This window comes from Campylobacter sp. JMF_14 EL1, from assembly GCF_027737585.1.
Classification (GTDB): domain Bacteria; phylum Campylobacterota; class Campylobacteria; order Campylobacterales; family Campylobacteraceae; genus Campylobacter_B.
The window spans coordinates 652,275-665,043 of record NZ_JAOVTW010000001.1; the positions used below are offsets into that span (position 1 = coordinate 652,275).

Genomic DNA, 12,769 nt, shown 5'->3' on the forward strand with positions numbered 1-12,769 from the left:
ATTCTCCTTTAAATAAATTTGGTTGAAAATCGGACTATTATAGTTTTACAATATTAATGAAAGGTAAAAATTTGGGTTATAATGAAATATTATTGATAAAATTTATCCGTTGCGGATAAATTTCAATTAAATCAATCTGCCAATCATCGCAAATTTCGTTTGTCAAAATGTAATAATCAATCGCCTTTAAAATTTTGCTCATCTTCGCAGGCGTTACACGGCTAGCAGCGCAGTAATCGCCACTAGTCGCCTTAACCTCGATAAAGTGCAAAATTTCATCTTTTTGCGCGATAATATCAATCTCGCCAAATCGTGAGTGAAAATTTCGCGCGATTATCTTAAATTTATTCTGCTCTAACCACTGCGCAGCCCTATCCTCGGCAGAAAATCCAAAGAGATAATTTTTTAGCCCCATTACTCTTCGATTCTAATCATAAATGGTCGCTGTATGATAAACTCCTGCGCGTCTAGCTCGCCCATAGCGCGCTTGACATCGGCCTCTAAGCTCGTGTGAGTGGTAAAAAACAGTGTAACGCACTCCTCTGTTTTTTGCTTTGGTTTTTGCAAAAAGCTATCAATTGAGAGATTGTTTTCGCTTAATATATTTGTGATTTTAGCCAAAACGCCCTTTTCGTCTTTGACACGAATTCGCAAATAATACTTCGTGCGAATTTCACCCATAGGCGAAATCGCAAAATCATTTTCAAGCTCTTTTTTATAGCCTAAAATCGGGCTTTTGTTACCGCGAGCGATATCGATTAGATCGCTTATAACTGCACTTGCCGTAGCCCTGCCGCCAGCTCCTGGCCCATAAAACATACTCTCGCTCATACAATCCCCAAAAACGCTCACGCCGTTCATCGCCCCGCCGACCTTAGAAAGCATTGCGTTTTGCGGGATTAGGGCTGGATGGACACGAAGCTCGACACGGCTTTCGTCAATGCGTTTTGCAATCGCCAAAAGCTTGATTACATACTCAAATTCATGCGCAAAATATATATCTTCTTTGCTAATCCTATCAATACCTTTAATCAAAATATCCTCGGGCCTACCTTGCGCCCCATAAGCAATGCTAGCTAGGATTAGCAGTTTGTGCGCTGCGTCAAATCCGCCTATATCGAAGGTCGGATCAGCCTCGGCGTAACCTAGCTCTTGCGCCTTTTTTAGCGCGTCTTCGAAATTTTCGTTTTTTTGCATCATATTTGTGAGGATATAATTGCTAGTGCCGTTTAATATACCGATGATTTTTTCGATTTTATTCGCACTTAAACCCTCGCGCAAAGCCTTGATTATCGGAATTCCGCCCGCTACGCTAGCTTCGTAACCAAAAGGCGTGGAGCCTGCTAAATTTTCAAGCTCATATCTGTGATAAGCCAAAAGTGCCTTATTTGCAGTAACGACAGCCTTTTTGCGTTTTAAAATTTCACTAACTATCTCATAAGGCTTTTCGACTCCACCCATGAGTTCGACAAAAACATCGATATCATCGCGGTTTATGACTGAATTTAAATCATCGCTTAGCGGGATTTTGGCACTGCGCTTTTTGCTTAGATCTCGCACCACGCCGATAACCGGCTCGATTTTAACCCCAGCGCGCGCAGTGATTAGCTTTTCGTTTTCGATGAGTATGTTTGCTACCTCGTTACCGACGGTTCCGACGCCTAAAATCGCTACTCTCATTTGACCTCTTTAAGATATTTTTTGATATTTCGCGCTGCTTGGCGGATTCTATTTTCGTTTTCGATAAAGGCGATTCGCACATAATCATCTCCCGCACTTCCAAAGCCAATTCCTGGGCTAACAGCCACGCAAGCCTGCGTTAGAAGCTGTTTTGAAAACTCCATGCTCTTTAATCCAGCACATTGCGGAGGCAGTTTTGCCCATGCAAACATGCTAGCTTGCGGGGTAGCGATCTCCCAGCCTGCGTTGCCAAAGGCTTCTAGCAAGACATCTCTTCGTTTTTGGTAAGTCGCCCTTATCTCATCAATGCACTCTTGTGGGCCATCAAGCGCGATTGTAGCGGCAACTTGGACTGGGGTAAACATACCATAATCAAACCACGATTTTATCTTTTTAAGCGCGGCAACTAGGCGTTTATTTCCGCATACAAAACCCACGCGCCAGCCAGCCATATTGTAAGTTTTCGATAGTGTGTATGCCTCGACTGCGACATCTTTGGCACCATCGACTTCAAAGATACTTGGAGTTTTGTATCCATCGAAGCTAATCTCAGCGTAAGCGATATCGCTGATGATATAAAATCTCTCTTTTTTTGCCATTGCTACAAGACGCTCATAAAAGCTCTTTTCGACGGTTACGGTTGTTGGATTGTGTGGGAAATTTACCACGACATATTTTGGTCTAGGAATACTCTCGTCAAATGTTTTTTGAAGTTCGATGAAAAATTTATTCTCATCAAATTCCAAAGTTTGCGTATCATAAGGCAAAGGGATTTTCACCACATTTCCGCCTGCGATAATGAAGGCTTGGGTGTGGATCGGATAGGCAGGATCTGGGACTACGGCTACATCGCCAGGGTTGATTATCGCGCTTGTTAAATGCACAAAACCCTCTTTCGAGCCCATTGTCGCGACGATTTCGCTATCAGGATCAAGCATGACGCCGTATTTGCGCTTATACCAGTTAGCACATGCCAAGCGAAGTTTGTAAATACCTTGACTTACGCTATATCCGTGAGTTTTGTCCTTTTGCGCGCTTTCGCAAAGCTTGTCGATGATATGCTGTGGCGTGCGGCCGTCTGGGTTACCCATAGAAAAGTCGATTATATCATCGCCCTTGTGGCGTGCTGCCATTTTAATCGCATTGACCTCAGCAAAAACATAATTAGGCAATCGCTCTATTTTGCCAAATCTAATCTCGTCAAACATCTCATCCTCCTATAAGTTTGATTTCTAAGCCTTGTTTGATATTTTCCCCAGCAAATGCGTCGCAAAGGTGCATATAATGCGCATTTGGCGGGAATTTAATCTCTAACTCTTTTACTTTTGCCTCACTGATTTTGTTTGAAATTTCGTCTAAATTTTTGTCATAAAAAGCTATGTTTGGATACCAAACCTGCGCGCCTTTGGTTTTAACAACTGCTTTTTTGGTGTTTGCGATATTTATAAAATAGCTACTTTTTAGCTCGTTTTGTTCTTTGTTTGTGAGTAAATTCATACTCTCAAAATTTAGGCGAAACAGCATTACATCGCCTAAAATCATAAAATCCTCGACATAAATTTTATGCTTTTTAAGCTCAGTATAAATCGCGCCTGGATCGATCATACGGTTTGTGCGCAAAAGTATGCTTCTTAGCTTTTCGCCCTCGTCTAAATTTAGAAAAGCTAAATTTTTGTAATTCTCTAAATTTAGCCTGTCAAAGACCAAATTTAGCGGTTTTAAAAGAAATTTTGAATGTTGCTTTGTTAGAAATTTTATCTCAATCCCGCGCGCCCTATCGCTTGGAGTGAAATTTAAAATTTGGTTTTTTTCTAAAATTTTGCTTATCTTTGTAAGGTCAGCAAAGCCGTTTTTATCGCTTAAATCATCGGTTGCGTTGATATCGTAACGCGCCAAAATTTCGCTAGGGCTCGCACAAAAAGCCAACCCCAAACAAAACGCGAGCGCGAAAACGATTTTTACCACTTTTTACCCTTATTTAGCCGAATAAACTCTTCGTTTGAAATTTTGTTTATTTCGCCATTTTTGATGTGGAGTTTGATTGTGTTTTTCTCGCTAAATTTCACCGGATCGCCAGGCTTTCCTATGTCAAACATACCGTGCCCAGTAGCGATCAAAAGCTCGTCGCTAGCACTTAGCGTATAGCTTTCGCTTGTAACAAATTCTCGTTTTTTGCCAGTAGTTAAATTTATTATTCCTAGCCAAATTTTAACATGCGGTGTGAGTTTAAGCTCGTCGCTTGGGCTAAATTTCGCGCTTGTGTTATTATCGCTAGCATTGCTATCGCTTGCGTTTGCGTCGCTTGCATTAGCCTCTGCTTTGATGATTTGTATGCTTCGATCTAGCGCATTTGGCGCACTTGCGTTGTAATCGCTGACGCTATAAGCACTAGCGTTAAATTCCAATGCGCGCGGCGATTCATAAGGCTTAATGCCTACATTTTCTAGCTGTTTTTGCGTATCGCTAACCACGCTATTATCGGAGTATGTGGCGTTAGTTTCTTCATTTAGCATGGAGCCTAAAAATTCGTTAAATTTCTTATGAAGCTCGAAATAAAAAATCGCAGCGATTATCAAAAATATCGCCACTAGCCATATTATCCAGCCTCCACCCTCTCTTTTGCTACCACTTGCACGCGCATAGACCTTTTCGACATGAGCTCTTTTATTCGGTTCGAAACTAGCTTTTGCCGCCCTAAACTCGCTCAACCACTCGCTCAAATCCAGCCCAAATTCGCGCTCTAAAATTTTAATATATCCAGCGACATTAAAATTCGCAAGTTTTTGAAAATCTTTATCTAAAATCGCTTTTAAATTTTCCACTTCGATATGCGTTGCATTGGCGACCTCGCCTAGATCCATGCCTCGCAAACGCTCTAAATCTAGATCTTTTTTTTCCTTCTCATCCATTTAAAATCCTATCACAAAGTATCGCAAAAGCGGCGCTTACATTTAGCGAATCCCAACCTTCGCGCATTTTGATCGATACTTTTTTATCGCATTTTTTAAGCACTTTTGCAGGGATTCCAAACCCCTCATTTCCCATGACAAGCACTCTTTTTTTGGCAAATTTAAGCTCTTTGAAATTCTCTCCGTCCGCACTAGCGGCGCAGATTTCAAACCCAGCTTGTTTTAGCTCGTTTAATGCGCCTAGCCCGTCAGTGAGCCTAACTACATTTAGCTCATAAGCTGCGCCCGAACTAGCCCTTAAAATGCCTTCGATGTTTAGATTATTTGCGACAATTATCACGCTATTTGCGCCCAAAGCGTAAGCCGTGCGCATAATCGCGCCGATGTTTCCCACATCGGTCAGCCCGTATAAAACGACCAAAAAATCATCGTTTTTCACACTCGCAAACTCAGCGAATTCAAACTCGCTAACCTCAGCTAAAAAACCTTGATGATTGCCACCATGCGCCAAAGCTTGGGCTTTTTTGCTATCTACGCGCTCGACTTTGACGCCAGTGCGCGCAATACGGCGAAAAATATCGCTCTCGCACTCCTTGGCAAGCATAATGCGAACAAATTTTTCGCTATGGTGTTCTAAAATATGTAAAAATAATTGTTTTCCGTAAATAATCATTTTGCGATTTTAGCAAAAAATGGTTAAGAGATGCCTTATTTTATCAAATCGTTGTAGATTTCTTTGACAGATTTTCCGGTGATTTTGGCAAGCAATTTTGCCTTGATTTTAGGTGAAATTTCAAGGCTTTTAATGTCGTTTTCGCTGATTTTTTCGAAATTTGCCTCTTTTGCACCAGCTACCACCACAGCCCACTCGCCGTTTAAATTCGCGGTTTTTAGGGTGAGGGTTAGCTCTTTTGCGCTGCCAAAAAATTTGGTTTCAAACTTTTTACTCGCCTCTTTTATGGCAAAAATTTGACGATTTTCGTCTAAATTTTCGATACCACAAACAAGGCTTAAAATCCGCTTTGGCGATTCGTAAATCACGCATGGATAGGGGTTTTTGAGCATGTTTTCTATGGCGATTTTGCGCTCTTTGCCAGTATTTGGCAAAAAGCCTAAAAAGCAAAATTCCTTCTGCACTATCCCACTAGCCGCGACTGCTAGCAAAAGCGCGTTTGCCCCGCTTAAAATTTCGTATTCGATGCCGTTATTTTGGGCAAATTTCACAAGCGCAATCCCTGGATCGCTAATGCAAGGCATGCCAGCGTCGCTTAAAAATGCGCAATTTTTTTGGGTGAAATTTGAGGTGTCAAATTTGGCGAAAAATTCGCTTTCATTGTGCGTGTGAAGCGAATAAAACTCTTTTGGAGTGAAATTTATCTGATATTTTTCGCTAAGTAAGTTTAGAAGTTTTTTACTAAATCTTGTGTCCTCGCAGATAAAAATCTCGCATTTGGTGAGTATTTCAAGGGCATGGGTTGAAATGTCAGCGAGATTTCCTATCGGCGTAGGAACGAAATAAAGCAATTATTTCATTCCGTATTTTTGTTTAAATTTCTCAACACGACCCGCGCTATCTACGATTTTTTCGCTACCTGTGAAAAATGGGTGGCAGTTTGAGCAGATATCTACACGGATTTCTTCTTTGTTTGAGCGTGTTTTAAAAGTGTTGCCACAAGCGCAAGTTACGGTTGTTTCAACATAATTTGAGTGAATATCTTTTTTCATTTTAACTCCTTGCAAATTTTAAAAGGTTGCGATTATACAATAAAATTTTTAAAAAATCAAATTTGACTTTTTTAGAAAATCAACCTTGCGCAAGCAGTCATTATCGCGGTATTTGAGCGTAAAATATATGGTAAATTTAGCTCGTAAGATTTGCTAAATTTTTTGCGTTCATTTTCGGAAAATCCACCCTCAGGTCCTATAAAAGGAATCTCGTTTTTATCAAAAATCTCCAAACTTTTGCCCTCAAAATCGATCAAAACCGAATTTGGATATTTAGCCAAAAGCTCGTCCGAGCTAGATAAAATTTCAAGCTTTATGATAGAATTTCGCCCGCACTGACACGACGAATTTATCAAAATTCGCCCCATGCGCTCTAAATCTAGCCTAACATTTTTTTGCGAAAAATCACTATAAACGAAAATGATTTTTGCCACGCCCATTTCATTTAAGCTAGGAAGCGTTTTTTCGATTACGCTTGGCTCGACTACCGCCCAAGCAAGGCAAAATTCGTGCTTTGGAGAGATAACGGAGTTTTTAAAAACCAAATTCGCTACCGCGGTTTTGCGCGAAATTTCAGTGATTTCATAGATATAATTACTTTCATCGCGCAAATTTCTAAAATCCACTCTATCCCCAACGCTAAGGCGTCTAGCGCGTAAATGCGAAAAATTTTCGCCCGAAATTTCCAAAATTTCGCTTCCTGCGTTTTTGTCATAAAAAAATACCATTATATAAAACTCACTATCAAAATTATCGCAAAAATTGCGCCCAAAATTTTAGCTATTTGCGCGCGGTAAATTTCAAATTTTTGCCCCAAAAATGCGCGTTTAAGGCGTTTGTATCCCACCGCGCACAGCCCCATTATGCACACTGCGCCCACGCACATTAGCCCCACACTCACGCTCACGCTAGCCATTACTGGCAACATCACAGCCCCAGTTGTTACAATCGCCGCCAAAACAGCGTAATACACGGGCAAAAATTTGCGAATTCTAGCCAAATATTTTCGCCCATTAAAAAGCTTTTTGCGCGCTTTTATCCCCCTTAAATTTCGCAAAGCAGGAAATTTCACGATGCCGTTTTTCTCGGCTGAATTTAAAGTGTAAAATTTAATGTTTTTATCGATTTTAAGGCGTGTCAGAGCAAAATACACAATCGTAAGCGCGCCAAAGACAAAGGCGAAAAATTTATGAAAGCCTAGCGCGCTAGCAAACATATACTCCATTACTCTACCACTGGTTCTGGCGGGAGTTGCGGGTTGATTTGCGGGAGCGGGTCAGGGTTTGCGATACTGACATCACTAGGCACTTCGCTAGATACAGGCGGCTTTTCTAGCACCTTTTCTTCCTCCTCTTTGCACCCCGTAAAAAGTGCTAAAACCGCAAAAATACCCAAAATTTTCGCTCTCATTAGCAATCCTTTTCGTAGCTAAATTTCACGCCATTTACGAGCTTTTCAAACATTTTTTTATCCCTCCACTCAGCCATTACGCCTGGGGAAAATTTAATCTCTTCTAGCTCGATTTTGCCCATATTTTCGTTATCGGCGTCTTCTTCGAAGCACTGCGCATAGCCCGTGGAGGTCTCATGCACGATGACGCTATGAAGCCTTACTTCGCGCTCGCCGTTTTTCATTTCGCTTAGTTCTAAAAGTCTGCGAATTAAGATAAAAAATATTCTCGCAAACTGCTCCGCGCTCGCATTTTGCGGGATCTCTATCCAGCGCGCGCTGTATTTTTTCAAATCGTTTTTGTATTCGTCGCTCTCGCCAGAAAATATCGTCGTAGCATGGTCGAAACTATCGATTAAATCCCTAATTCCAAGCTTCATATAGCCAAAATCATAGACCATGCCAGCATTGTCAAGGTAGTTTGAGCTTAATAAAACCTCGCATTTATACGAGTGCCCATGGATACTCTGCCTGCACCTTTGCGACCCGCAAAAGCGCACTATATGGGCGTTTTCGAACTCATACATTTTTCTGATTATCATACACTTTCCTTATCGTTCCAAATTCTAATATGCGCTCTATCGGAGTAATTATAACCATTTTTTATGCAAAATTTAGCGACAAATTCTGCGTTTTGCTCCAACTCCGCCTTGTTTGCGCCAAGAGGCATACAAAAAACCTCGTTTTCGCACTCTCTTAAAATTTCACAAATTTCAGCCTCGGCGTCAAATTCAGGCGAAATTACAAATTTATAAAAACTATCTTTTGCATTTTTCTTAATCGCTTTTAAAGCCTCGAAATTTAGCCGTTTTTCGCGCGGTTCAAGCGAGTTTGAAAGCTTTGGCGAGATAGCAAAAACGCAATCTTTGTAAAACGCAAACTTTTCAAAATCGATTAAAATCGTGCCGTTTGTTTCGAAATGCACCTGGTAATTTAACCTTTGTAAATTTTGGATAAATTCGATAAAAATTTCATTTTTGTGGTGCAAAAGTGGCTCTCCGCCGGTGATGACGATGATAGTATTTTTATATTTTTTCTCTGGCAATTGCTCATAAAATTTTAAAAAAAGCTGGTTTGCGCTAGTGATTTCTTCACTCTCAAAATGCCCCGTCTGCACCGCGCGAATCGTATCGCACCCAACCAGAATTTCGCCAGTTTTAGGGGAGCGAGCGCTCACGCCAAATCCAGCGCATTTTAGATTACACCCCGCAAAACGCATAAACAGCGCAAGTCTGCCTGAGTATTTGCCCTCGCCTTGGATACTTAAAAAGCTCTCTACTAGGCGCAATCTCAACCACCGGTTTGGTAAAATGCACGGCTTGAAATTTCGTTTTGAGCGCCGATTTCCCAGCGATTTTTTTCTGGTTTGTTTTCTAAGACCTGCGCTAAAATTTCGCTAGCTTTTGCGATGTCGCCGACGCGCACAGCCTCTTTTATGCTTAGGGCGTCCTCGAAATACAAACACGGTATCAAATGCCCCTCTGCGCTAAGTCTTAGCCTATTGCAACTAGCGCAAAAATCGTGTTTGTGCGGATCAATTATGCCAAAAGTGTAGCCGTCATCTAACGCATAAAGCGAAGCTGGGGAGGTGGCTTGCTTTTGAAGCGGTGAAATTTGGTATTTTTCGCCGATGATTTTTAAAATTTCATTTGATTTCACACCTTTTAAATTTTGCGCGTGAGTGTTTTCCATAAACTCTATAAAGCGAATTTGCACCCCTTTTTCTCTGGCAAATTCGATTAAATGGCAAATTTCATCATCATTAATCCCGCGCAAAACGACGGTGTTTAGTTTGACTTTCAGCCCCACTTCCAGCGCTGCTTCAAGCCCTTCTAAGACATTGTATAAAACGCCCTTTTGAGCGATATATTTGGCGCGCTCTGGGCGAAGTGAATCAAGCGACATATTTATGCGTTTTAGCCCAGCCTCAGCTAAATCTTTGGCGTAATTTTTGAGATAATATCCGTTTGTGGTAAGGGCTAAATCGATACTTGGCGCATAATCGCTTATCATTTTGACAAATTTTGCGATATCACGCCTGATTAGTGGCTCGCCGCCTGTGATACGAATCTTTTCTATGCCTTTGTCGATTGCGACCTTGACGAAGCTAAACATCTCCTCAAAGCTTAGAAGATTTTCCCTAGGCACCCACTCAAATGGGGTGTTTGGCATGCAGTAACGGCACCTGAAATTACACTTTTGGGTAACTGAAATTCGCAAATAATTAATATTTCTACCAAATTTGTCGATTAGCATTATAAACCTTAAATTTCTAAATTTCAGCGATTATATATAAATAAAATTCTTTTTGCAAAATTTTATTTTTATATTGATTGGTTTATTTTTTCACGCTTACAAGTAGCTCTTTTAACTGCTCTAAAAGCGGGCGGATTTGCGCCTCGACCCTAGTATCGACCAAAGCTGAAACCCCGCTTAGTCTTTGCTCTATCACCTCATCGATGACATCAGCGACTGCGTTGATATCTAGGCTGGCTACGCCATTGCCTCCATTTTCAACCATAGCGTGAAGCTCTTCGAGCTTTTTCTTTAACATGTAGTTTTCTTGCATGCTATCGGTGATGACCTGATCGAAGCGTTCGAATTTTTTATCTGTCTGTTTGTCTTTGATAAACATAACGATTAAAATCAAAACTATAACTACACAAAGTCCCAAAATAATAAGCATATTTAAATCCACTTTATCTCCTTAAAACAAACTTATCCAAACAAATATAAAGAATATAATACCCAAATATCCGTTTAAAGTAAAAAACGCTCTATCGATTTTGCTAAAATCTTTTTCGACGATTTTATGCTCTTTGTATAAAATCAGCGCACACACAGCCACGCCGATATAAGCAAATGTGCCTAAATTTGCCAGCGCGCAGTATAAAAACCAAAAAATCACACAAATTGCGTGAAAAAGCTTCGAAATAAACATCGAAGCCTCTTTGCCATAACGCGAAGGTATGCTAAATAGCCCATTTTGCCTGTCATACTCCATGTCTTGGAGCGAGTAGAGCACATCAAATCCCCCTACCCAAAATACCACACCAAGGCACAGCACCACAGACCAAATCGAAATCGCGCCTGTTACTGCGACATTTCCTGCAATCGGCGCAAGGCCTAGGCAAAGACCTAGCATTAAATGCGCAGTTTCGCTAAATCGCTTGAAATACGAATACGAGCCAAGCGCGAGCAAAATCGGCACACTAAGCCCAAAGGCAAGGCTATTGATAAAATAGGCTACAACCACGAAAATCACGGCATTTAGCGCGATGAAAGCTAGCATATTTTTGCGACCTATGCGCCCATCGACACTTGGGCGAGAAGCGCAACGAGGGTTGCCTCTATCGATTTCTTCGTCCAAATAGCGATTTACGGCCATTGCGAAGCTTCTAGCACTCACAGCACACAAAATACCCAAAACAAAAAGTCCAAAGCCAAACCACATTGAGCCGTTTTGCGCCTTTGAGGCTGTTATCATCGCCACGAAAATAAACGGCAGGGCAAAAACCGAGTGTTTAAAAACTATTAATTCGTTGATATCTTTTAAAATTTGTTTAAATTTTTCCATAAATTCCCTTATTTCGGGCGGTATTTTAGCAAAAATTTGGCAAAAAATCTATTTATAATTAAATTTTTCTATCTTAAATTTGCTAAAATTAGCCCAAAAATTTAATTAAAGGCAAAATTTGAGCGAAATTTTACAACTTGCACTCATCGGCACGACAGCCAGCGGAAAGACGGATTTAGCGCACAAAATCGCCCTAAAAACAGGCGCTGTGATTTTGAGTTTGGACGCACTTTGTGTCTATAAGCTAATCGACATCGCTAGCGCAAAACCTAGCAAAGACGAGCTAGCGCAGGTGCCGTATTTTGGGATAAATTTGATAGAACCAAACGAATATTTTAGCGTGGGCGAGTTTATCAAAGAATACGAAAAAGCGCGCGAATTCGCCACGCAATCGCAAATTCCACTCATCATCACAGGCGGAAGCGGATTTTACCTAAAATCCATGCTCTCAGGCCTTGCGCCCAAAATCCCAGACGCTCAAATTTTCCCGCAAAATAGCGAAATTTACGCTCTTGCTAGCAAAATTGATAGTGAGTTTTGCGCCAAATTTAGCGCATTTGATACATTTAGACTGCGCAAATGGTATAGCATTTATGTCGCTACTGGCGAAATTCCAAGCGAATTTTTGCGAGCAAATACTGCCCAGCCCGTGATAAAAAATCTCAAAATTTTTGAAATTTTGCGCGAAAAGGACGAAATCAACGAGCGAATTACGCTTCGAACCAAAAAAATGTTTGAAGCGGGAATTTTAGATGAGGCGAAATTTTTGTTTGAGCGATATGGATATGAGTGCAAATCCCTATCCTGCGTGGGTTTGAAGGAGTGCAGCCAGTATTTGCGAGGCGAGATTTCAAGGACTAGTTGCGAGGAGCTCATCACAATCCACACGCGCCAGCTAGCCAAACGCCAGCGCACATTTAACAAATCGCAGTTTGAGGGCAAAATACACGCCCCAAGCGAAATTTTAGAGAGAGAAATTTTAGAATTTTTGAGTAAAAACGGCTAAATTTAGCACCAAATCTGTTATTATAAAAAATGTGGCGCAAGCTATGAGCAAAAAATTTTGTATCATTGCGAGGCGTGATAACGCCGAAGCAATCCAGTAAATTACCATTGAATTTTAAAAATTTTACTCCAATAATACTGCGCCGAAATTTTAAATTTGAAAAATTTTAAATTTTAAACTCGATAAAATTTTACTGGATTGCTTCGTCGCTTCGCTTCTCGCAATGACAAATTTTGCAAAATTTACGCGCAATTTGTCATTGCGAGAAATGCGAAGCATTTCAGTTAAAATAAAACCAGCTAAATTTAAAGCGAAGCTTTAAATTTAGCCACTTCTAAGGTTTTACAGGGGTGGGGGTTGGTAAGGGGGAGGGTAGCGTCTCCTAAAAAGCGCGCCCTCCCCCTTACAGAGAATTTCAAATTT

General features: G+C 40.9%; 17 protein-coding genes. 1 reads left to right on the plus strand and 16 read right to left on the minus strand.

Features of this window, described 5'->3' with window-relative positions:
* Positions 1-76: 76 nt before the first annotated feature.
* The 16 genes from OFN73_RS03305 to mqnP form a co-directional block, all read right to left on the minus strand.
* On the minus strand, positions 77-415 hold the full coding sequence (locus OFN73_RS03305) for a YraN family protein (RefSeq protein ID WP_270862211.1): 339 nt from the start codon (positions 413-415) through the stop codon (positions 77-79).
* The gene (locus OFN73_RS03310; protein ID WP_270862212.1) at positions 415-1,680 is read right to left on the minus strand and encodes a homoserine dehydrogenase; all 1,266 of its coding nucleotides are present in this window, start codon (positions 1,678-1,680) and stop codon (positions 415-417) included. The genes OFN73_RS03305 and OFN73_RS03310 overlap by 1 nt, the downstream gene beginning before the upstream one ends.
* Complete coding sequence (locus tag OFN73_RS03315) at positions 1,677-2,888, minus strand: LL-diaminopimelate aminotransferase (RefSeq protein WP_270862213.1); 1,212 nt, start codon at positions 2,886-2,888, stop codon at positions 1,677-1,679. The genes OFN73_RS03310 and OFN73_RS03315 overlap by 4 nt, the downstream gene beginning before the upstream one ends.
* A 1-nt stretch (position 2,889) precedes the next feature.
* The gene (locus OFN73_RS03320; RefSeq protein ID WP_270862214.1) at positions 2,890-3,645 is read right to left on the minus strand and encodes a hypothetical protein; all 756 of its coding nucleotides are present in this window, start codon (positions 3,643-3,645) and stop codon (positions 2,890-2,892) included.
* Positions 3,639-4,589 carry a helix-turn-helix domain-containing protein gene (locus tag OFN73_RS03325; RefSeq protein ID WP_270862215.1) on the minus strand — a complete coding sequence of 317 codons (951 nt, stop codon included), beginning with the start codon at positions 4,587-4,589 and terminating at the stop codon, positions 3,639-3,641. The genes OFN73_RS03320 and OFN73_RS03325 overlap by 7 nt, the downstream gene beginning before the upstream one ends.
* Complete coding sequence (rlmB, locus tag OFN73_RS03330) at positions 4,582-5,262, minus strand: 23S rRNA (guanosine(2251)-2'-O)-methyltransferase RlmB (protein WP_270862216.1); 681 nt, start codon at positions 5,260-5,262, stop codon at positions 4,582-4,584. The genes OFN73_RS03325 and rlmB overlap by 8 nt, the downstream gene beginning before the upstream one ends.
* A 35-nt stretch (positions 5,263-5,297) precedes the next feature.
* Positions 5,298-6,113, minus strand: a complete 816-nt coding sequence (gene rsmI / locus OFN73_RS03335; RefSeq protein WP_270862217.1) for a 16S rRNA (cytidine(1402)-2'-O)-methyltransferase — start codon at positions 6,111-6,113, stop codon at positions 5,298-5,300.
* Positions 6,114-6,314: a 50S ribosomal protein L31 gene (gene rpmE / locus OFN73_RS03340; protein WP_270862218.1), complete on the minus strand. Its 201-nt coding sequence runs from the start codon at positions 6,312-6,314 to the stop codon at positions 6,114-6,116. It lies immediately after the preceding gene.
* A gap of 71 nt (positions 6,315-6,385) precedes the next feature.
* Positions 6,386-7,042 carry a 16S rRNA (uracil(1498)-N(3))-methyltransferase gene (locus OFN73_RS03345; RefSeq protein WP_270862219.1) on the minus strand — a complete coding sequence of 219 codons (657 nt, stop codon included), beginning with the start codon at positions 7,040-7,042 and terminating at the stop codon, positions 6,386-6,388.
* The gene (locus OFN73_RS03350) at positions 7,042-7,539 is read right to left on the minus strand and encodes a hypothetical protein (protein WP_270862220.1); all 498 of its coding nucleotides are present in this window, start codon (positions 7,537-7,539) and stop codon (positions 7,042-7,044) included. The genes OFN73_RS03345 and OFN73_RS03350 overlap by 1 nt, the downstream gene beginning before the upstream one ends.
* Complete coding sequence (locus OFN73_RS03355) at positions 7,539-7,724, minus strand: hypothetical protein (protein ID WP_270858431.1); 186 nt, start codon at positions 7,722-7,724, stop codon at positions 7,539-7,541. Before OFN73_RS03355 ends, OFN73_RS03350 begins: the two co-directional genes overlap by 1 nt.
* Positions 7,724-8,305, minus strand: coding sequence for a 6-pyruvoyl trahydropterin synthase family protein (locus OFN73_RS03360; protein ID WP_270862221.1), 582 nt, complete (start codon positions 8,303-8,305; stop codon positions 7,724-7,726). Before OFN73_RS03360 ends, OFN73_RS03355 begins: the two co-directional genes overlap by 1 nt.
* Positions 8,302-9,051: a 7-carboxy-7-deazaguanine synthase QueE gene (locus tag OFN73_RS03365; RefSeq protein ID WP_270862237.1), complete on the minus strand. Its 750-nt coding sequence runs from the start codon at positions 9,049-9,051 to the stop codon at positions 8,302-8,304. The genes OFN73_RS03360 and OFN73_RS03365 overlap by 4 nt, the downstream gene beginning before the upstream one ends.
* Before the next feature lie 2 nt (positions 9,052-9,053).
* Positions 9,054-10,019: a GTP 3',8-cyclase MoaA gene (gene moaA, locus OFN73_RS03370; RefSeq protein WP_270862222.1), complete on the minus strand. Its 966-nt coding sequence runs from the start codon at positions 10,017-10,019 to the stop codon at positions 9,054-9,056.
* A gap of 82 nt (positions 10,020-10,101) precedes the next feature.
* Positions 10,102-10,461, minus strand: a complete 360-nt coding sequence (locus OFN73_RS03375) for a hypothetical protein (protein ID WP_270862223.1) — start codon at positions 10,459-10,461, stop codon at positions 10,102-10,104.
* Positions 10,462-10,470: 9 nt separating this feature from the next.
* Positions 10,471-11,340 (minus strand): menaquinone biosynthesis prenyltransferase MqnP, encoded by an 870-nt coding sequence (mqnP, locus tag OFN73_RS03380; protein ID WP_270862224.1) that lies wholly within the window; start codon positions 11,338-11,340, stop codon positions 10,471-10,473.
* A 127-nt stretch (positions 11,341-11,467) separates the two neighbouring features.
* Between mqnP and miaA the strand changes: the two genes are divergently transcribed.
* Positions 11,468-12,346, plus strand: a complete 879-nt coding sequence (gene miaA, locus OFN73_RS03385; RefSeq protein ID WP_270862238.1) for a tRNA (adenosine(37)-N6)-dimethylallyltransferase MiaA — start codon at positions 11,468-11,470, stop codon at positions 12,344-12,346.
* Positions 12,347-12,769 lie beyond the last annotated feature (423 nt).